General features: G+C 43.1%; 18 protein-coding genes. 17 read left to right on the forward strand and 1 reads right to left on the reverse strand.

All coding sequences use genetic code 11. The features are described from left to right. The first annotated feature begins 1 nt into the window (after nucleotide 1). The 15 genes from JSQ81_RS15135 (at nucleotide 2) to JSQ81_RS15205 (ending at nucleotide 18,184) form a co-directional block, all read left to right on the forward strand. Complete coding sequence (locus JSQ81_RS15135) at nucleotides 2–595, forward strand: cob(I)yrinic acid a,c-diamide adenosyltransferase (protein WP_212604847.1); 594 nt, start codon at nucleotides 2–4, stop codon at nucleotides 593–595. Continuing rightward, nucleotides 592–1,077 carry an ECF transporter S component gene (locus JSQ81_RS15140; RefSeq protein WP_212604848.1) on the forward strand — a complete coding sequence of 162 codons (486 nt, stop codon included), beginning with the start codon at nucleotides 592–594 and terminating at the stop codon, nucleotides 1,075–1,077. The genes JSQ81_RS15135 and JSQ81_RS15140 overlap by 4 nt, the downstream gene beginning before the upstream one ends. After that, entirely contained in the window at nucleotides 1,074–1,754 is a 681-nt protein-coding gene (locus JSQ81_RS15145; protein WP_212604849.1) for a hypothetical protein, read from the forward strand. Before JSQ81_RS15140 ends, JSQ81_RS15145 begins: the two co-directional genes overlap by 4 nt. A 459-nt stretch (nucleotides 1,755–2,213) precedes the next feature. Beyond that, entirely contained in the window at nucleotides 2,214–2,429 is a 216-nt protein-coding gene (locus JSQ81_RS15150) for a hypothetical protein (protein ID WP_212604850.1), read from the forward strand. A 225-nt stretch (nucleotides 2,430–2,654) separates the two neighbouring features. Beyond that, a complete protein-coding gene (locus JSQ81_RS15155; protein WP_249336732.1) occupies nucleotides 2,655–3,098 on the forward strand; it encodes a GNAT family N-acetyltransferase in 444 nt (147 codons plus the stop codon). 1,081 nt (nucleotides 3,099–4,179) lie between these two features. After that, nucleotides 4,180–6,330: a (Fe-S)-binding protein gene (locus JSQ81_RS15160; protein ID WP_212604852.1), complete on the forward strand. Its 2,151-nt coding sequence runs from the start codon at nucleotides 4,180–4,182 to the stop codon at nucleotides 6,328–6,330. Nucleotides 6,331–6,499: 169 nt separating this feature from the next. Next, nucleotides 6,500–7,696 carry an acetyl-CoA C-acetyltransferase gene (locus tag JSQ81_RS15165; RefSeq protein ID WP_212604853.1) on the forward strand — a complete coding sequence of 399 codons (1,197 nt, stop codon included), beginning with the start codon at nucleotides 6,500–6,502 and terminating at the stop codon, nucleotides 7,694–7,696. 16 nt (nucleotides 7,697–7,712) lie between these two features. Next, the gene (locus tag JSQ81_RS15170) at nucleotides 7,713–8,561 is read left to right on the forward strand and encodes a 3-hydroxybutyryl-CoA dehydrogenase (RefSeq protein ID WP_212604854.1); all 849 of its coding nucleotides are present in this window, start codon (nucleotides 7,713–7,715) and stop codon (nucleotides 8,559–8,561) included. 30 nt (nucleotides 8,562–8,591) lie between these two features. Beyond that, nucleotides 8,592–9,728, forward strand: a complete 1,137-nt coding sequence (locus JSQ81_RS15175; protein ID WP_212604855.1) for an acyl-CoA dehydrogenase — start codon at nucleotides 8,592–8,594, stop codon at nucleotides 9,726–9,728. Between the two features lie 230 nt (nucleotides 9,729–9,958). After that, nucleotides 9,959–11,101, forward strand: a complete 1,143-nt coding sequence (locus tag JSQ81_RS15180; protein ID WP_212604856.1) for an acyl-CoA dehydrogenase — start codon at nucleotides 9,959–9,961, stop codon at nucleotides 11,099–11,101. A gap of 406 nt (nucleotides 11,102–11,507) precedes the next feature. After that, nucleotides 11,508–12,161, forward strand: a complete 654-nt coding sequence (locus JSQ81_RS15185) for a TetR/AcrR family transcriptional regulator (RefSeq protein ID WP_212604857.1) — start codon at nucleotides 11,508–11,510, stop codon at nucleotides 12,159–12,161. Between the two features lie 4 nt (nucleotides 12,162–12,165). Continuing rightward, entirely contained in the window at nucleotides 12,166–15,423 is a 3,258-nt protein-coding gene (icmF, locus tag JSQ81_RS15190; RefSeq protein ID WP_212604858.1) for a fused isobutyryl-CoA mutase/GTPase IcmF, read from the forward strand. Between the two features lie 128 nt (nucleotides 15,424–15,551). After that, nucleotides 15,552–15,716, forward strand: coding sequence for a hypothetical protein (locus JSQ81_RS15195; RefSeq protein ID WP_212604859.1), 165 nt, complete (start codon nucleotides 15,552–15,554; stop codon nucleotides 15,714–15,716). A gap of 169 nt (nucleotides 15,717–15,885) precedes the next feature. Further along, nucleotides 15,886–16,446: a DNA-directed RNA polymerase subunit delta gene (gene rpoE / locus JSQ81_RS15200; RefSeq protein ID WP_212604860.1), complete on the forward strand. Its 561-nt coding sequence runs from the start codon at nucleotides 15,886–15,888 to the stop codon at nucleotides 16,444–16,446. Nucleotides 16,447–16,594: 148 nt separating this feature from the next. Further along, entirely contained in the window at nucleotides 16,595–18,184 is a 1,590-nt protein-coding gene (locus tag JSQ81_RS15205; RefSeq protein WP_212604861.1) for a CTP synthase, read from the forward strand. Nucleotides 18,185–18,427: 243 nt separating this feature from the next. On the opposite strand, the gene JSQ81_RS15210 is transcribed toward JSQ81_RS15205, so the two are convergent. Then, nucleotides 18,428–18,940, reverse strand: a complete 513-nt coding sequence (locus JSQ81_RS15210; protein ID WP_212604862.1) for a DUF2529 family protein — start codon at nucleotides 18,938–18,940, stop codon at nucleotides 18,428–18,430. Between the two features lie 217 nt (nucleotides 18,941–19,157). Here JSQ81_RS15210 and JSQ81_RS15215 point away from each other — a divergent pair, with 217 nt between their 5' ends. Continuing rightward, nucleotides 19,158–19,517 (forward strand): response regulator, encoded by a 360-nt coding sequence (locus tag JSQ81_RS15215; RefSeq protein ID WP_212604863.1) that lies wholly within the window; start codon nucleotides 19,158–19,160, stop codon nucleotides 19,515–19,517. 122 nt (nucleotides 19,518–19,639) lie between these two features. After that, complete coding sequence (locus JSQ81_RS15220) at nucleotides 19,640–20,497, forward strand: class II fructose-bisphosphate aldolase (RefSeq protein WP_212604864.1); 858 nt, start codon at nucleotides 19,640–19,642, stop codon at nucleotides 20,495–20,497. Nucleotides 20,498–20,517 lie beyond the last annotated feature (20 nt).

Genomic DNA, 20,517 nt, shown 5'->3' on the forward strand with positions numbered 1-20,517 from the left:
AATGAAAATCTATACAAAAACTGGGGACAAAGGCAAAACAAGTTTAATCGGAGGACGCGTCGACAAAGACGATCTTCGCGTTGAAGCATATGGCACAATGGACGAACTAAATTCATTCGTAGGAAAAGCGATGACGGAACTCGATCCAACTAAATTTGCAGATTTACTCCAAGACCTCGAAGCGATTCAAAATGAGCTATTCGACGGGGGCGGAGATCTTTCCAACGTCATGAAAGAACGCCATTATAAATTAACCGAAGAACCGATCGCAGTGTTGGAAAAGCGAATTGACGAATTAATGGATGAAGCGCCGCCGCTTGAAAAGTTCATTTTACCAGGCGGATCTCCAGCATCGGCCACGCTCCATATTGCGCGCACGGTCACAAGACGCGCTGAACGTCAAACGGTGACATTGATGAAAGCGGAAGAAGATGTATCGCCAGTTGTCGGACGTTATTTAAATCGACTATCCGATTACTTTTTCGTCGCAGCCCGCATCGCGAATTCACGAATCAACATCCCAGATAACGAATATGTACGGAGCGCGAAAGTGTTTCGAACAGAAAATACCGATAAGAAAAAAGATAACAAATGAAACTAAAACATTTAACGCTAACCGCCATGTTTACTGCCTTATGTGCAGTAGGCGGTTTAGTGAAAATCCCAATGGGTATCGGTTCAACTGCACTCGATTCTGCACCGGCACTCCTATCGGCAGCATTTTTACCGCCCGTTTTTTCAGGAACCGCTGCCCTTTTAGGCCATATCGCATCGGCTATGTATTCAGGGTTTCCATTAGGTCCTTTTCATCTCCTGATAGCGCTTGAAATGTTCGTCATCGTCTTGATTTTCGCACGTCTTCACAAAGCAAAAAAGAACGTGTTGAAATGGATTGTTTTCATTGTCGCAAACGGCTTACTGGCACCACTGCCATTTTACTTTCTCATTTCACCGGCTTTCTTTATAGCTGCAGTCCCAGCCATTTTCATCGCGACAGTCATAAACGCCATGATCGCAGCAATCATATACCCAGCATTAAAACATGTTAAAGGTAAAGGATTAGGTGGATTTCAATGAGAAATGCAATCGATATTGGCAATGATTTTATCATCACAACTGACAATTCAGGCGGCATCGGGGAGAAGCCAGGAGATGTCATTTCTGTTTCAGACCATATGACTGCGTTTTTTGCTGCCCGAGTCACCTTGCTTGAACAATGGGCAGCAAATGCAGAGCCCGTCACTATATTAATACATAATTTTAGCGGAAGTGAAAGTTGGGAAAAGTACGTTCAAGGTGTAGAGGATTTATTCCAAGAAGCAGGCTTAGAAATTCCAACAATTACCGGCAGTTCGGAAACGAATATGGACCTCACCCAATCAGCCGTTGCGGTGACAATGATCGGCAAGAAAAATCCCGCACTACTTCATGAAGACGTACAATGGTTCACCTACGGAACACCCCTCGTTGGTAATGAAGTAACCGAACACGCCAACAAAATAGCCAACCTACGAAAAATTCGTGAAGCAATGGACATCGGAATTGTTAAACGACTCTGGCCAGTCGGCTCTCGTGGAATTTTAGCTGAAGCACGGGAAATGACGCGAAACGATAAACTTTCGGTTGAATCGGTTGTCGATGTAGTAAAGTCTGCTGGCCCCGCAACCGTCGTTATCGTAGGAATCCCCACTTCTAAAATCAATAATGCGTATTCACATTTCGGTGGATTGTTGAATGAATTATATATGGAATAACTTTATTCGTATTAAGATGAGTACCGCGTTTATTGATGATCAAAAAACTTAATTTAATAGTTTGAGATTGAACAGAGATTTTCTTAAATCATGTTCAGCAAACGGATCAGATTATGAAGTTTTTGTAGTAAAAGGGGATTAAGTTATGGGACAAAAGCATTCTAATAATAGTAACAGGGGAACCCTTATAGGTATCGGTAAAATCTTATTAATCCTACTTATCGTTTTTGATGTTTATTTATTTTCACAAAAACATCAATAGTTATCAAGTCACTTGCGGCAGGTTCTTTTGTGTTGTTAATGATTTTCCTTATTTTAAGCCTAAGAAAGTTCGTAAAACCGCAAAGAAAGGTCATATAGTTCCGCAAAAGGGCGCAATTCTGGAATGATAATTAGTACTGATATTGTACAAAAAAGCCATATTGCTAAGTTGAAAAACATCAGGAGAGAGCTGATTATATGGATTTATGGTTTATTATTAAAGAGCGTCATATGCTTCTTTCTGTACTTTTTATTATTATGTTATTGAGCTTGTTTTTATTTTTAGCTATTTGGAAAAATCGTTCCGATGTGCCGAGAAGTTTAACTGTAATAATAAGTTTAATTTGTATGGTCATAATTGTTCTATCAATATTTGCATTAGTTTTTGCAGTTTCTTTTGGTAATAATTCTTAAAATATATTTCCGTAAACAAGTGCGATTGCTTAATGGCCCGATTGTGTCCATATCACACAATCGGGCCATTATGTGGCATGGAGCTCTAATAATAATGTGATGCAATGCGAGTAAATGAATGACTATTCTCAAGAAGAACTGATTCAAAATCAATTGGAGCATTAAGCTCTAGGATTTCTAGGTTGTATTAATCCTTAGCTATGTTTGGAAGGAGATATTTCTTTGGTGGAGTTAAGAGAAATTAATGAGGACAATTATGAAGAATGTTTAAACTTGCGTATAACTGATATCAATTTGGACTTTGTAGACCCTGTAGCGTGGTCTTTAGCCGAAGCATGGGTGCTTTATGATAATTCACGCCCCTTTGCGATTTATGCCGATCATGTGATGGTGGGCTTTGTTTCGATGTATATTGGCGATAATAACCCCCAAATCATAAATTTCATGATAGATAGCCGTTTTCAAAAAAGAGGCTATGGAATAGCAGCGGCTTGGCTTTGTGTTGAATATTTGTGTAAAGAATACAATGCAAGTCGGATTTCCTTACCGGTTAATTTGGGAAATATAACCGCACAAAAATTTTGGCGCAACATAGGCTTTGAAACAACAGACGATATGGAGAACGGTTATCTTTATATGCGGATGTACATACCTGAGAAGCAAGTCTGAGGAACTCATTTCCATAAACGGGCGCGATTGCTTAATAAGCGACTATGTCCATTTCAAACAAACTGGCCAGATTGTCGAGGATTTAATGTTTGTTTTTGGGGGGGAAGAAGAATGAATAATAAAACGTTTATATTGTTATTAGTAGTCTTGGGAATTAACACTTTGCGATATGGGTCCTATCTTTTAGAAGGATCTACAAGTACATATTATTTAATATTCTTTTCTTTAAATTTGTTATCTTTGATTGTAGTCATCATAACATTAATAAAACTGATGCGAACTGAATTTCAGAAAGAAAACTGCAATGAGTAAGTGGTACCTGTGCAAGAAACTATCGTGAAAGTTTAAACAATCATAATTGTTTGTTGCACAAGTACGTTCTTTTTAAAAAAAGAGGGGTGGAACTTTGAAAAAGATTTCCTTAATTTTTTCATTTGGAGCCATGGTACTACTTTATTTAATCGGCTACATCACTAATATAGATTTTCTTATATTTAAAATTTCACCCACACAAACCGAGATTGCCTTTTTGCCAATCGTAGTTGGATGTATTATAGCGATTATATGTGACATCGCTATAAAAAACGTGAAAACACGATAATTAAGAAATGATTAGCGGGAATCTAGTGAAGGATGCTCGCGCGATTAAAGAGCATAACAATCGCTATCCTCTTTTTGTTTTGCCCTAAACTCACTGTATTTGCAGAAAGATCTGCACGTTAGAAAGAGCAACTAAATAACATACTATATAAATTGAGATTTATAGTTGATTGCAGTGGAGGGGGGACGACTCCCGCGGGAATAGCATCAACCGAAAGCCCCGCAGGAGCGCAGCGACGAGGAGATTGAGGTGATGCCCGCAGGAAAGCGTCCCCCCGGAACGGAAATCAACGGTCTACAAGAAAACTGCCAGTATAAAACAATAATAACTCATCAACATTTTCATAACTATTTAAATATTACCATTGACTGAATGCTCATTCATTACTATACTAAAAATAGATTATCGACATTAGTATTATTTTCTACTACACTATTCATAACGTAAAAAGTTTCACTATTTGGAAAGGGGAGAAAACAAATGGGCCCATTGCTCATCGCGAACTGGATTTTATTTCTCGCTGTCGTCGCCTATGCGTTAGCTCTATTCACGCATTTAATTAAAACAAGAATACAATTTATCAAATTAGGACGAAAAACAGAGTTTGATGAAAACGTTAGAGAACGTCTACAAAACATCTGGATCTACGTTTTCGGACAAAAGAAACTATTAAAAGACAAAAAGAGCGGAATCATACACGTCCTGTTCTTCTACGGATTCCTGATGGTACAATTCGGGGCGATCGACCTCATTTGGAAAGGCCTGAAACCAGGTTCACACTTACCATTCGGACCGGTCTACGGATTCTTCACGTTTTTCCAAGAAATCGTCGTCTTTACGATTTTAATCGCCGTAGTTTGGGCATTCCACCGCCGTTACGTCGAAAAACTTGTCCGTCTGAAACGCGGTTGGAAATCAGGACTAGTTCTAATTTTCATTGGTGGGCTAATGCTTTCGACACTATTAGCGAACGGCATGAACATGATTTGGCAAGGACATGAATTAACGTGGACAGAGCCAATGGCATCTTCCATCGCATTCATCTTCGGCGGGATCCCGACTGTCGCCGCTGCAAGCGTTTTCTTTTTCGCTTGGTGGATTCACTTATTAATTCTATTAACATTCTTGATCTACGTACCACAATCAAAACACGCTCACTTGATTGCCGGTCCTGCAAACGTTTACTTTCACCGCCTTGATAACGTTGGAAGACTGATTCCAATCGATTTCTCTGCGCTGGAAGAAGAAACTGAAAACGAAGAGGACATGCCAGCACTCGGGGTAGGAAAGATTACAGACTTCACCCAGCTGCAAATGATCGACTTTTACGCTTGTGTCGAATGCGGACGCTGTACGAATATGTGTCCAGCGACAGGAACTGGAAAAATGTTATCGCCTATGGACTTAATCACAAAGCTTCGAGATAACTTAACCAATCACGGCGCGTTTGTGACGAAACAAAAGCCTTGGGTTCCTGCACCAATGTTTGCGGACACACAAGGGAACCAAATCGCAATGGCTGCCGGACTTGAAGGCGCAACCATGGACGAAATTTACAGCCCGTCACTAATCGGCGACGTCATTACCGAAGAAGAAATCTGGGCGTGCACAACTTGCCGTAACTGTGAAGACCAATGTCCAGTGATGAACGAGCATGTCGACAAAATTATCGACCTGCGTCGTCATCTCGTCATGGTCGAAGGTAAAATGGATCCGGATGCACAACGCGCGATGACAAACATCGAGCGCCAAGGAAATCCATGGGGACTTAACCGTAAAGAAAAGGAAAACTGGAGAGACGCAAGACCAGATCTCCATATTCCAACTGTTAAAGAGATGAAGAAAGCGGACGAAGAATTCGAGTATCTATTCTGGGTCGGTTCAATGGGCGCATTCGACAACCGGTCACAAAAGATCGCTTTGTCATTCGCACATCTATTAAACAAAGCCGGCATCAAGTTCGCAATTCTTGGCAATAAAGAAAAGAACTCTGGAGATACACCAAGACGTCTTGGTAACGAGTTTTTATTCCAAGAATTAGCCGAATCAAATATTAAGGAATTCGAAAAAGCGGGCGTTACAAAAATCCTTACAACAGACCCGCATGCATATAATATTTTTAAAAAAGAATACCCGGATTTCGGATTCAAAGCAGAAGTCATTCACCATACTGAATTGCTTTTCGATCTAGTCCAAAACGGAACACTGAAACCCGTTCATCCGATCAATGAAACAATCACGTTCCATGATTCATGTTACTTAGGCCGTTACAACGACGTCTATGACCCGCCACGTGAAATTCTAAAAGCAATTCCGGGCGTAGAATTAGTCGAGATGAAACGAAACCGTCAAGACGGCATGTGCTGTGGAGCGGGCGGCGGACTGATGTGGATGGAAGAAGATACGGGCCATCGCGTGAACGTCGCGCGAACTGAACAAGCAATCGAAGTGAACCCAGGAATTATTTCATCGGGTTGCCCATATTGCTTAACGATGTTGTCAGACGGCACGAAAGCGAAAGAAGTCGAAGATACAATCGGCACATACGATATTGCAGAGCTACTCGAACGTTCAATCTTTGGGGAAGATTTCGTAGTCGCAACTGAAGAAGTCGAGTCGATTTTACAATGACAAACTATTAATCTATTGCTACAATTAAAAACATACGATATACTGAGAGTAATTAAATGGGAGTGAAACTCACTCCCTTTTTTCTTGAAATGTTGTCGAGCGAGCGTTCAGTCGCTCTAATTTTACAAGGAATGAAAGCGTTATCAAAAACTTTTTGGAGGCGTTCATCGTGAAAAGAACAGTCATACTTGATGGAGCAAGAACGGCATTCGGACGATTTGGAGGGGCCCTATCCACTCTTTCGGCAAGCGATCTCGGGGGAGTTGCCATAAAAGAAGCGTTAACACGTTCCGGCGTGAAGGAAGATGAAGTCGACGAAGTCATTGTAGGAACGGTATTGCAAGCGGGCCAAGGACAAATTCCTTCCAGGCAAGCAGCCACAAAAGCGGGACTTCCATGGAGCACGAAAACAGAAACCATTAACAAAGTATGCGCTTCTGGAATGCGCAGCGTAACGCTCGGCGACCAACTTATCCGTCTCGGTGATGAAGAAGTAATCGTTGCAGGCGGTATGGAATCCATGTCGAACGCGCCGTATTATTTACCAAAAGCGCGATTCGGTTTGAAAATGGGCGACGCACCGTTAATCGACGGTATGGTTTTCGACGGGCTATCCTGTTCGTTTTCACCTGACAACGTTCATATGGGCACCTATGGCAATAAAACCGCAGATGAGTTCTCGCTAACGCGTGAAACACAAGACCGATGGGCGCTTCGCAGTCACGACCGTGCGCTAAACGCAATCGAAAATGGTTTATTCGCAGAAGAAATCGTTCCTGTCGAAATCACGCAACGCCGCGGCGATCCGATAAAAGTCGACACAGACGAAGCGCCTCGACGCGATACATCACTTGAAACACTCGCGAAACTGAGACCGGCTTTCGGTAAAGACGGAACAATTACTGCAGGAAATGCACCTGGTATAAATGACGGTGCCTGCGCACTCGTTTTGATGAACGAGGAACGTGCCGAACAAGAAGGAAAATCTGTGCTCGCGACAATTATCGGTCATGCAGAAGTGGCAATCGAGCCGGCAGACTTCCCGCAAACACCGGGTCTCGTCATCAATAAACTATTAGAAAAAACAGGGAAAAAACTAGAAGAAATCGATCTTTTTGAAATAAATGAAGCCTTTGCAGCCGTTGCGCTCGCAAGTTCAAAAATCGCTAAACTCGATCCGGAAAAAGTGAATGTCAACGGAGGAGCGGTGGCACTTGGTCACCCGATTGGAGCTAGTGGGGCACGCATAATTTTAACGCTTGCTTACGAGTTGAAACGTCGCGGCGGAGGAATCGGCATTGCATCGATTTGTTCAGGCGGCGGTCAAGGCGACGCGATTATGATTGAAGTTCCGAAGTCGGAATAATACGGGGGAATTATACATGACAATCCAAAAAGTAATGGTTATCGGCGCTGGGCAAATGGGCGGAGGAATCGCACAAGTTTGCGCCCAAGCGGGATACGACATTTTATTAAATGACATTAAAGAAGAATCCTACACAAAAGGGCTTGCAGTCATCTCGAAAAACCTTTCGCGCAATGTCGAAAAAGGACGCATGTCAGAAGAAGAAAAAACGGCAGTTCTCGGCCGCATCACGAAATCGCTTGATCTACAAGACGCCAAAAACGCAGATATCGTTATCGAAGCAGCCGTAGAAAACATGGAAGTCAAACGCTCGATTTTCGCGAAGCTTGACGAAATTGCACCTGATCATGCGATTCTTGCATCAAATACTTCATCACTTCCAATTACAGAAATTGCAGCAGCGACCAATCGGCCTGAAAAAGTAATCGGCATGCACTTCATGAACCCGGTTCCCGTGATGAAACTTGTTGAAATTATTCGAGGACTAGCGACAGACGATGAAGTTTACGAGGCTGTCGAAACGATGACGAAAAAATTGTCGAAAGTTCCAGTCGAAGTGAATGATTTCCCTGGATTCGTCGCAAACCGTGTACTCATGCCAATGATCAATGAAGCAATTTACACGCTGTACGAAGGCGTCGCGACAAAAGAAGCCATCGACGACGTGATGAAACTCGGCATGAACCATCCAATGGGGCCGCTTCAATTAGCGGATTTCATCGGTCTCGATACATGCCTATACATTATGGAAACATTACACGAAGGATTCGGCGATTCGAAATATCGTCCATGTCCATTGCTAAGAAAATATGTAAAAGCTGGTTGGCTCGGCAAGAAAACAGGCAGAGGATTTTACCAGTACTAAAAAGATTCTAATTTAAAGGGGCAATAAGCGATGGATTTAACACTTACTGATGAGCAGAAAATGATGCGTGAAATGGTACGAAATTTCGCGAAAACTGAGATTGAGCCTTTCATTCCCAAAATGGAAGAAGGCGAATTTCCACGTGAAATTTTAACGAAAATGGGTGCGCTTGGCCTAATGGGAATTACGGTTCCTGAACAATACGGTGGTTCCGAGATGGATTTTGTATCATATATTCTAGCAATCGAAGAACTGTCGAAAGTCAGTGCGGTAGTAGGGGTTATCCTTTCGGTCCATACATCAGTTGGCACAAATCCGATTATGTACTTTGGGAATGAAGAGCAGAAGAACAGATACTTGCCGAAAATGGCAAGCGGGGAATATCTCGGCGCATTTTGCTTAACGGAATCATCTTCCGGGTCAGATGCAGGCGCTCTGAAAACCCGTGCAGTAAAAGACGGCGACCAATATGTGTTAAATGGTTCGAAAATGTTCATTACAAACGGCGGAGAAGCGGATGTCTACATCGTCTTCGCCTCAACAAGTCCAGCCGATAAAACATACGGAATCACGGCATTCATCGTCGATAAAGATACACCTGGGCTCATTATCGGAAAAGAAGAAAAGAAAATGGGACTTCATGGTTCTCGCACCGTTGAATTAGTTTTCGACAATATGAAAGTTCCAGTAGAAAACAAACTTGGTAAAGAAGGCGAAGGATTTAAAATCGCCATGGCCAATCTAGATGTCGGTCGAATCGGGATCGCGGCTCAAGCACTCGGAATCGCAACTGCTTCACTCGATGCCGCCACTGATTATGCAAAAGAACGCGTCCAATTCGGAAAGCCGATTGCGAGCCAACAAGGAATCGGTTTTAAACTAGCCGATATGGCAACCGCAGTAGAAGGTGCAAGATTACTCGTCTACCGTGCCGCTCAACTTCGTTCAGAAGGCTTGCCTTGCGGAAAAGAAGCGTCCATGGCCAAACTATTTGCTTCTAAAGCGGCTGTTGACGGGTCAATCGAAGCGGTTCAAATATTCGGCGGTTACGGATATACAGAAGATTATCCAGTCGAACGTTATTTCCGCGACGCGAAAGTGACCGAAATTTACGAAGGCACGAGTGAAATACAGCGAATTGTTATTTCGAAGCACTTGACGAAGTAGGGAGAAGGTCACGACTTGCAAGCAAAGTGTCGGTAAGTGCAAGCAAACTGAGTCGGACTGCAAGCAAACTGAGTCGGACTGCAAGCAAAGTGTCCGAAACTGCAAGCAAACACCAAATGAGTGCAAGCAAACTCTACCGAACTGCAAGCAAATCCCGATCGACCGAAACGCTATCCAAATATATGAGCAACGCCAATCAAATTAACCAAAAACAAGGTGGGAAAATAAAAATGAATTTTAAACTATCCGAAGAACATGAAATGATCCGAAAAATGGTCCGCGATTTTGCTGAAAAAGAGGTCGCGCCAACTGCTGCAGAACGCGATGAAGAAGAACGGTTCGATATGGTTTTATTCGAAAAAATGGCAGAACTCGGCCTGACGGGAATTCCTTGGCCAGAAGAATACGGCGGAATCGGCAGCGATTACCTTGCTTATGTCATCGCTGTTGAAGAACTATCACGCGTCTGCGCATCCGTCGGCGTTACACTTTCAGCGCATACTTCACTTGCAGGATGGCCGGTCTTTAAATACGGAAATGAAGAGCAAAAGCAAAAATACCTTCGTCCAATGGCGGAAGGAACAAAAATTGGCGCATACGGGCTAACTGAACCAAGATCCGGGTCCGACGCAGGCGCAATGGGGACGACTGCAAAACTTGATGGAGACGATTACGTAATTAACGGTTCGAAAATCTTCATCACAAACGGCGGCATCGCAGATATTTACATCGTATTTGCCATTACCAATCAAGAAGAAGGAAAGCGTCCGGAAACAAGTGCTTTCATCGTAGAAAAAGACTTCCCTGGATTCTCTGTAGGTAAAAAAGAGAAAAAACTAGGCATTCGTTCATCACCGACAACTGAAATCATGTTCGACAACTGCCGCGTGCCGAAAGAAAACTTGCTCGGCGAACTCGGCGAAGGATTTGTCATCGCCATGAAAACACTAGACGGCGGAAGAAACGGCATCGCTGCACAAGCTGTCGGCATTGCACAAGGGGCGCTCGATGCTTCAGTCGACTATGCAAAAGAACGAAAACAATTCGGCAAACCAATCGCCGACAACCAAGGCATCGGCTTCAAACTAGCAGACATGGCAACATCAATCGAAGCGTCCAGATTACTAACATATCAAGCGGCTTGGCTAGAATCGAACAACTTGCCGTATGGAAAAGAATCAGCAATGGCTAAACTAATGGCTGGAGATACGGCGATGAAAGTAACAACAGAAGCAGTCCAAGTATTCGGCGGATACGGCTACACAAAAGACTATCCAGTCGAACGCTTCATGCGCGACGCAAAAATCACGCAAATATACGAAGGCACACAAGAAATCCAACGCCTAGTAATCTCCCGCATGCTAACTAAATAAGACGGTACTGAAAAACGTTCTTTAATTATTATTGATAAAAGTAGTGCAAAGCCTGTTCACTTAAAAGTGAAAGTGAAGATTTTCTTTTACCGCTACTTTCTGATTTAGTGCGCAGTCGTGAGACTCCCGCGGAATCAGCGAGACAGCCGAGACCCTGGACTGAGCGCAGCGAAAGCCGTGACGAAGAACGGCTTTTGCGACCGAAAAGCGAAGCGTTTGGGAGCATAGATTTACAGGCTGTATAATTTTGCAAAGACCGCAAAATTATACAAACCGAACTCTTCGTTGTTCGCTTGGCTCGGCGCTCGCCCGCAGGAAAGCGAATGACGGAGCACTAAATCATTTATAGATATTAATTATATTAACGAAACCTTTTCAGCTGCCTTCAAACAATCGGGGGTTCATTATGGAAACAAAACGTCAAATAAAATCATCCGTCAAAGACGAAAGCCTTATCGAAATGAGACGCGAACAAATGATACAGGGCGCGGTCAAACTCTTTAAAGAAAAAGGGTTCCACCGTACAACAACACGTGAAATCGCAAAAGAAGCGGGTTTCAGCATCGGCACGCTCTATGAATACATCCGGACAAAAGAAGACGTACTATTCCTCGTCTGTGACAGCATCTACAACGAAGTAAACGACCGACTATACGTACTGGCAAAAGAAGAGGGAACTCTCAAAGGGCTCCGCTCAGCCATTCAACAATACTTCGAATTAATCGACGATATGTCAGACGAGTTCGTCGTCATGTACCAAGAATCCAAATCATTACCTAAAGACGCACTTCAATATGTTTTGAAAAAAGAAATGGAAATGGTCGCTTTATTTGAAAATATTTTACAGTCTTGCGTGGAGTTAGGGGAACTTCGCATTAACCAAGACGACATTCAAATGGCGGCGCACCACATCGTCGTTCAAGGACAAATGTGGGCATTTCGCAGATGGGCATTACAAAAAAGCTATACAATCGAGAAATTTATCGAAATTCAAACAGAACAAATCTTCAAGGGAATTGTGGGAACAGGGGAAATTCACGAAGAAGGAAAGGGTGTTTAACTATATGGCTACAATCGAAGTGTATAAACCGAAACACCATGTAAGAATGGTAACAGCATCGAGCCTATTTGACGGGCACGATGCATCGATCAATATCATGCGCAGAATTATACAAGCGAGCGGCGCGGAAGTCATTCATCTTGGGCATAATCGCTCAGTGGAAGAAGTCGTCAATGCCGCCATTCAAGAAAACGTTCAAGCAATCGCGATGTCCTCTTACCAAGGCGGACACGTTGAATACTTCAAATATATGCATGATTTGTTAGAGGAAAAAGGCGCACCGCATATCCGCATTTACGCGGGCGGGGGCGGCGTTATCATTCCGAAAGAAATCAAGGAACTGCATGAATACGGAATCGCATGGATTTTCTCGCCTGAAGACGGCCGGAAAATGGGTCTTCAAGGGATGATTAACCGGATGATGGAAGAATGCGATTTCGAAACAGCGAATGATTGCAAAATCGAGGACTTGGAAAGCGTCAACACAGAAAATCCAGAAGTGCTCGCAAAGCTCATTACGTATGCAGAAGAAACGTACGATAAAGACGATGAAACTGCAAAAGCATTCATGAAAAAAGCGAAAGAACTATCGAAGAACACGCCTGTTTTCGGAATTACGGGTACGGGCGGAGCCGGAAAAAGTTCATTGACAGACGAATTGATCCGTAGATTTTTGAATGAACTGCCAGATAAAAAAGTGGCCATTCTATCGATTGACCCGACGAAACAAAAAACGGGCGGCGCACTGCTCGGAGATAGGATTCGCATGAATTCCATTTTTAATAAACGCGTATTCATGCGCAGTTTGGCAACGAGAGGATCACGTTCCGAACTTTCAGGTGCGATGCAAGATGTTCTCGATATCGTCAAAGTCGCGGGGTACGACTTGATCATTATCGAAACAAGCGGTATTGGCCAAGGAGACGCCGATATTGCCGATATTTCGGATGCATCGATGTATGTCATGACCAGCGAATTCGGGGCACCGACACAACTCGAGAAAATCGACATGATTGACTATGCAGATTTAATCGCCATCAATAAGTTCGAACGCAAAGGTTCTGAAGACGCAATGCGTCAAGTCCAAAAACAATATCAACGCAGCCGGATGCTTTTCGATAAAGAGCTGGACAAAATGCCGGTTTACGGAACGATTGCCAGTCAGTTCAATGATAAAGGAACGAACTCTTTATTCGCAGCGATTGTCCGAGTTTTGAATGAAACCTACAATCTCGATTGGACAACGTCTTATGACGATCTTGCGAAAGCGCAAAAAGAAAATGTCATTATTCCAGTAGACCGCATGCACTATCTGCGGGAAATTTCGGATGCGGTTCGCAGTTACCACCGAAAATCTGGCGTGCAAGAAGAACTGACTCGAAAACTATTTCAATTAGAAGGCTCTATTAATCTTGTAAAAGAAAAATCGCCCGATGATGTTTTGGTTGATTCGCTTCAATCATTAGCTGACAGCGTTCGGGAAGCGTTAACGCCTGAATCGAAAAAGATTCTAGCAAACTGGGAAACTTTAAAAGAATCCTATGCGGGCGAAGAATTCGTTTCGAAAGTGCGCGATCGTGAAATTCGCACATTACTGCGCACAACGAGTCTTGCAGGGCTTAAAATTCCGAAAATCGCACTACCAAAATATAAGGATTACGGCGAAATTTTACGCTGGGTTTACCGCGAAAACGTACCGGGTTCTTTCCCATATACGGCTGGCGTATTTCCGTTTAAACGTGAAGGCGAAGATCCGAAACGTCAGTTCGCAGGTGAAGGGACGCCTGAACGCACAAACCGTCGCTTCCATTATTTGTCGAAAGGTGATGACGCGAAACGACTTTCGACGGCATTCGATTCCGTGACGCTTTACGGAGAAGACCCGGATGAGCGCCCGGATATTTACGGGAAAGTTGGCGAATCGGGCGTCAGCATTTGTACGCTAGAAGACATGAAAAAGTTATACGACGGCTTCGATTTATGCGCACCTTCGACATCTGTTTCGATGACAATAAACGGACCGGCACCGATTATACTTGCAATGTTCATGAATACAGCAATCGATCAGCAGGTTCGAATTAAGGAAGAAGAATTAGGTCGTCCACTGTCGATTGAAGAGTTTACGGAAGTAAAAGAAGGCACGATGCAAGTCGTTCGCGGAACTGTTCAAGCGGATATTTTAAAAGAAGATCAAGGGCAAAACACATGCATCTTTTCGACGGAATTCGCACTTCGTTTGATGGGTGATATTCAACAGTATTTCATCGATAAGAAAGTACGGAATTATTATTCAGTGTCGATTTCGGGCTACCATATCGCCGAAGCTGGCGCGAATCCAATTTCACAACTCGCATTCACACTGGCGAACGGCTTCACATATGTTGAGTATTACTTGAGCCGCGGCATGAACATCGATGATTTCGCACCGAATCTATCATTCTTCTTCTCGAATGGACTGGATCCGGAGTATACGGTTATTGGCCGCGTTGCGCGCAGAATTTGGGCAGTCGCCATGCGCGAAAAATACGGCGCGAATGACCGCAGTCAAAAGTTGAAATATCATGTGCAAACATCAGGTCGCAGCCTGCACGCGCAGGAAATTGATTTCAACGATATTCGTACGACGCTGCAGGCGCTAATGGCGTTGCAAGACAACTGTAACTCGCTTCATACGAATGCCTACGACGAAGCGATCACGACGCCGACCGAAGAATCGGTTCGCCGAGCGATGGCCATTCAAATGATCATCACAAAAGAACACGGCCTATCGAAAAATGAAAACCCGTTGCAAGGGGCGTTCATTATTGACGAATTAACAGACCTAGTCGAAGAAGCGGTTCTCACAGAATTCGATCGTCTCAATGACCGCGGCGGCGTGCTCGGTTCAATGGAAACGCAGTACCAACGCGGTAAAATTCAAGAAGAATCTATGTTCTATGAAATGAAAAAACATACAGGCGAACTTCCGATTATCGGCGTAAACACCTATTTAAATCCAAATCCGCCATCTGAAGAAGATATCGACAATATGGAAATCGCAAGAGCAACGAAAGATGAAAAGGAAACACAAATTATTAATCTACGCGCTTTCCAACAAAAACACGCGGGCGTTGCAGAAAAAGCATTACAACAATTGCAACAAGTAGCCGTTTCAGGCGGTAATATTTTCGCTGAATTAATGGAAACAGTCAAAGTTGCAAGTCTCGGTCAAATTACCAATGCGCTTTATGAAGTCGGCGGGCAATACCGCCGAAATATGTAATATAGTTTGGAAAAATAAATCCATAGAGAGGGTATATCTCTGTGGATTTTTTCCAATTACTGTGGGACAATAGATAGTAACCTAAATGAGTATATGTCGTGAGTAAACGGGAAGGAAGAGGTGCTGAAATGAAAGTGTATCAACACATAATAATCATTGTTGCACTCTTCATGTTTACCATATTCTTTTATAAAGATGGTTTTGGCGCCATTGCATTCTTACTAGCTACTTTTTATTTGACCTTGCTTTTTATTCGTGAAATTAAACGTTCCAAAAACGATAAGAAAGCGTAAGACGTTTGGCGTTTTCTTTACGGAAAAAAAAGCGTGTGGTATAATCATTTAGATAATGTTTACTTCAAGGGACTGGTAATCTGGTCCTTTTTTTAAAGCTTAAACTGGATTACAAGCTAAATAATTGTATATAATGATATTTAACGTGTGTAGAAAGGGTGTGCATTGCATGAATATCCGTGAAATGACGAAAGAACAGTTAGCGGAAGAATCGAGTATCGATATTGCGTATGCGGTATTGGCTGAAAAAGGCGAGAATCTAACATTAAGACAGTTAATGGATGAGGTTCGCAAACTAAATGGCGTTACAGTAAGAGCCATGGCTGAAAAACTACCTAGAATAAATACAGATATTAATATTGACGGACGCTTTCTATCAATAGACGACATTCGTTGGGGACTGCGCGAATGGTATCCGGTCGATCAATTAGAAGTGGAAACTGCGCCAGTCGTACGTACGCGTAGAAAAAGAAAAGCTGTTGTTGATGATGACGAAGATGATATCGAAGACGATGAAGAAATAGTGGACGAGGACGGATTCGATCTGATCGATGTCGATGAAGAAGACGATGACGACGATGTCGAAGACGAGGATGACCTTCTCGAAGCCGATGAAGAAGAAGTTGAAATCGATGTAGATGTAGACTTGCTTGAAGACGATGAAGACGAAATTCTCCCAGAGGATCTAATAATCGATGATGAAGAAGAAGAGGAAGAAGAAGAGGAATAATTCCGCTTGACTTCAGCGCAAAATCAAGATAAGATTCTACTGGGCTCCTGAAAAAGGACACATGACTCAGAGTATATGCGCTCCTACTGCGAAACGTTGCAGCAGGGCGCTTTTTTATTTTACTAGACTAAATTCGGAGGAATTGAACATGACAAAATACATTTTTGTAACAGGCGGAGTTGTTTCTTCTCTTGGAAAAGGAATCACGGCAGCATCACTCGGTCGCTTGCTGAAAAATCACGGACTGCAAGTAACAATTCAAAAATTCGATCCATATATTAACGTCGACCCGGGAACAATGAGCCCGTACCAACACGGAGAAGTTTTTGTCACGGAAGACGGCGCAGAAACAGACCTTGACCTTGGCCATTACGAACGCTTTATCGATATCAATTTAAACAAATACTCCAACGTCACAATGGGGAAAGTGTATTCTTCCGTACTGAAAAAAGAACGCCGCGGCGATTACAACGGTGCAACAGTTCAAGTAATTCCCCATATTACAAATGAAATAAAAGACCGTATTCTCGCATCAGGTAAAAACACGAATGCAGACGTCGTCATTACAGAAGTTGGCGGAAGTGTCGGGGATATCGAGTCCCTTCCGATTCTAGAAGCCATCCGTCAAATGAAAACGGACTTCAACAAAAATGACATCATGTACATTCACTGCACGCTGATTCCATACATGAAAGCGGCAGGCGAAATGAAAACGAAACCGACGCAACATAGCGTAAAAGAACTGCGCAGTCTCGGAATTCAACCAGACGTCATCGTCGTTCGTTCTGAACAAACAGTGCCACAAGAAATGAAAGATAAAATTGCGCTTTTCTGTAGCGTACGTCCAGAAGAAGTCATTGAAGCAGTCGACGCGGACATCCTTTATAGAATGCCGCTCATGCTGAAAGAACAAAAAATGGACGACATCGTCATCGATCATCTCCAACTAAAAGCTGGAGAGGCGGACATGTCAGACCTGCACGCACTCGTTGACTTAGTAAGTTCAGTTTCGAAAAAAGTGCAAGTCGCCCTTGTCGGAAAATATGTCGAGCTTCCAGACGCTTATATTTCAGCGGTCGAAGCACTTTCACATGCAGGGTACCAATTCGGTACAGAAGTCGAAGTGAAGTGGGTTGATTCGGAACAAGTGACTTCGGAAAACGTTGCCGAACTATTAGGCGAAGTGGACGGAATCATAGTCCCTGGCGGATTTGGCGATCGTGGAATTGATGGGAAAATCGAAGCCATCACGTACGCTAGAGAAAACAACGTGCCATTTTTCGGAATCGCACTCGGCATGCAACTGGCAGCCGTTGAATATGCGCGAAATGTGGTCGGCTTAAAAGATGCACATTCAACAGAGTTTAATCCGGAAACAAGCAACGCAATTGTACGAAAAGACACTGACCAAAATGGCACAATGCGTCTCGGCGTCTACCCAATTAAAATAGAAAAAGGCACAAAAGCTAACGCGGCATACGAAGAAGAGTTGATTTACGAACGTCACCGCAACCGCTACGAATTCAACAACGAATACCGCGAACAGCTTGAAGAAGCAGGCTTGATTTTCTCCGGAAACAGCCCGAATGGCCAATTTGTCGAAACCATTGAGCTAGGAGATCACCCATTCTTCGTCGCATGCCAATTCCACCCAGAATTCGCATCACGCCCAACACGCCCGCAACCACTAATCAGCGCGTTTGTTGAAGCAACGTTATCGCATCAATCGGGTAAATAAAAAATAAGCTACACGAAAATGGGGAAGATTCCATTTTCAGTGTAGCTTTTTTTATTTGCGAATTAATTTTGGCGTGAAACGACCAAAGTGGGCGTCCAAACGACCAATGTCGGCGATGAAACGACTAAAGTGGGTTTCAAACGACCAAAGTCGCCCACGAAGCGACTAAAGCCCGCCCTCAAACGACCAAAGTCGCCCACGAAGCGACTAAATCCCACCATCTCTCAAACAGCCCACCCAACCCTAATCCTCCAAAACCATCTCATCATAAGAAATCTTCACAGCTTCATAAATAAACAACCCAGCCAACGCCTGCGGCTCAACAATTCGATTCCCATCCTCACCCGGTAATAACCCACGTGTTAATCCAGTAGAAATATATGTAGTAGCCAATTCCGCCAGTTCATTATCATCCGCGCTACCAGAGGAAACAGCCGCAAACGGAATAAATTCATCATCAAGTATTCTTGCAAGCGATAACGCTGCCTCGTCCCGGGCCGTTCGAGTTAAAATCCAAACGCGATCTTGGGACCCGATATTCATCCCCTGCTCATAAGGAACGGCACCAACCAATTTGTCGACACCTTCCACAGCAACTAACCCAACAGCTTTCATTTCACCGAAACAAGCTAGAATAACGCGTCCTTCGCCAATTGTCGCTTGCGCAAGAAGGCGGGCTGTTTCTTCAATGGAATCTTCATTATTTCCTATAATTCGTTGCAATAAACCGCTAATTTGTGTCGTTAACATCTTCATAGCAAGCACCTCCACGTCCATTATAGGTACAAAACCGAGCAATTGTAAAATGAAGCATAATAATTATGTAAGTTCTTCCAAACGCGAACATATTAACCAATTTTAAATTTTCTGTGTATAATTATGAGATAAATAGAGGGTATTTGATACTAGGTGTCAAATACTACTAGAATCTAAACTTATAAAAATTATGTATGTATAGAGAGGAGGCCAATATATGAGAAGTATACTGATTGTCGATGACCAACCAGGAATTCGATTATTACTTGAAGAATTGTTTCGAAGAGAAAACTACTCAGTAAGGCTAGCAAAAAATGGGGTGGATGCTTTCAAGAAAATTGAAGCGGAACAACCCGATTGCGTACTCCTGGATATGAAAATGGCGGGTATCGACGGAACGGAAGTATTAAAAAGAATAAAAAAGGAGTGGCCTGCAGTTCCGGTTGTCATGATGACCGCGTACGGTGAATTGGAAACAATAGAAGAAGTGCTAGCCCTTGGAGCGGAAAAATATTTTACGAAACCGTTTGACATTTATGAGGTTCGAGACAGCGTCAATGCGATAATTGGTGGTTGACAGACCGGGCAGTGGCAAACACTGCCTGATTTTGATATGATAATAAACGTATGTAGGATTACATTTACATAATCAATAAACAAATTAATCAAATTGTTTATTATTCTGAAGGAGGAATAATCATGGCACTTGTTTCGATGAAAGAAATGATGATTAAAGGTAAAAAAGAAGGCTATGCAATTGGTCAGTTCAACCTGAACAACTTAGAATATACGCAAGCAATTTTGCAGGCGGCAGAAGAAGAAAAATCCCCTGTTATTCTCGGGGTTTCAGAAGGCGCAGCTCGTTACATGGGCGGTTACACGACAGTTGTGAACATGGTTAAAGGACTTATGCACGAATACAAAACAACGGTGCCTGTTGCAATCCATTTGGATCACGGTACTAGCTTTGAAAGCTGTAAAGCAGCTATCGACGCAGGATTTACTTCTGTCATGATTGACGCTTCATCCAAGCCGCTTGAAGAAAACATTGAAATTACAAATACAGTTGTTGAATATGCACATGAACACGGTGTATCTGTCGAAGCTGAACTCGGCGTTGTTGGAGGAGAAGAAGACGACATCATCGCAGACGGCGTTATTTATGCAGATCCAGCTGAATGTAAAGAGCTTGTTGAAAAAACGAATATTGACTGCCTAGCGCCAGCACTTGGATCCGTTCACGGTCCTTATAAAGGCGAGCCGAACTTAGGATTCGAAGAAATGGAAATCATTTCAAAGCAGTCTGACTTACCACTTGTCTTACACGGCGGAACAGGTATCCCGCTTAAAGATATTCAACGTGCGATTTCATTAGGTACTGCGAAAATCAACGTGAATACAGAAAGCCAAATCCAGGGAACAAAAGCGGTTCGCGATTTCCTTGCATCAGATACAGAAGCTTATGATCCAAGAAAATATCTAGCACCAATGCGTGACGCGATTAAAGCAACAGTTATCGGGAAAATGCGCGAATTCGGAAGTTCACAAAAAGCATAATATAAGTAAAGAGGAGAAGC

This window comes from Sporosarcina sp. Marseille-Q4063 (assembly GCF_018309085.1).
Classification (GTDB): Bacteria; Bacillota; Bacilli; order Bacillales_A; family Planococcaceae; genus Sporosarcina.

Bases quoted from the DNA above. Each gene is read 5' to 3' on its own strand.
- JSQ81_RS15135 (WP_212604847.1), top strand. From the start codon at position 2: ATGAAAATCTATACAAAAACTGGGGACAAAGGCAAAACAAGTTTAATC.
- JSQ81_RS15140 (WP_212604848.1), top strand. From the start codon at position 592: ATGAAACTAAAACATTTAACGCTAACCGCCATGTTTACTGCCTTATGT.
- JSQ81_RS15145 (WP_212604849.1), top strand. From the start codon at position 1,074: ATGAGAAATGCAATCGATATTGGCAATGATTTTATCATCACAACTGAC.
- JSQ81_RS15150 (WP_212604850.1), top strand. From the start codon at position 2,214: ATGGATTTATGGTTTATTATTAAAGAGCGTCATATGCTTCTTTCTGTA.
- JSQ81_RS15160 (WP_212604852.1), top strand. From the start codon at position 4,180: ATGGGCCCATTGCTCATCGCGAACTGGATTTTATTTCTCGCTGTCGTC.
- JSQ81_RS15170 (WP_212604854.1), top strand. From the start codon at position 7,713: ATGACAATCCAAAAAGTAATGGTTATCGGCGCTGGGCAAATGGGCGGA.
- JSQ81_RS15175 (WP_212604855.1), top strand. From the start codon at position 8,592: ATGGATTTAACACTTACTGATGAGCAGAAAATGATGCGTGAAATGGTA.
- JSQ81_RS15180 (WP_212604856.1), top strand. From the start codon at position 9,959: ATGAATTTTAAACTATCCGAAGAACATGAAATGATCCGAAAAATGGTC.
- JSQ81_RS15185 (WP_212604857.1), top strand. From the start codon at position 11,508: ATGGAAACAAAACGTCAAATAAAATCATCCGTCAAAGACGAAAGCCTT.
- icmF (WP_212604858.1), top strand. From the start codon at position 12,166: ATGGCTACAATCGAAGTGTATAAACCGAAACACCATGTAAGAATGGTA.
- JSQ81_RS15195 (WP_212604859.1), top strand. From the start codon at position 15,552: ATGAAAGTGTATCAACACATAATAATCATTGTTGCACTCTTCATGTTT.
- rpoE (WP_212604860.1), top strand. From the start codon at position 15,886: ATGAATATCCGTGAAATGACGAAAGAACAGTTAGCGGAAGAATCGAGT.
- JSQ81_RS15205 (WP_212604861.1), top strand. From the start codon at position 16,595: ATGACAAAATACATTTTTGTAACAGGCGGAGTTGTTTCTTCTCTTGGA.
- JSQ81_RS15210 (WP_212604862.1), bottom strand. From the start codon at position 18,940: ATGAAGATGTTAACGACACAAATTAGCGGTTTATTGCAACGAATTATA.
- JSQ81_RS15215 (WP_212604863.1), top strand. From the start codon at position 19,158: ATGAGAAGTATACTGATTGTCGATGACCAACCAGGAATTCGATTATTA.
- JSQ81_RS15220 (WP_212604864.1), top strand. From the start codon at position 19,640: ATGGCACTTGTTTCGATGAAAGAAATGATGATTAAAGGTAAAAAAGAA.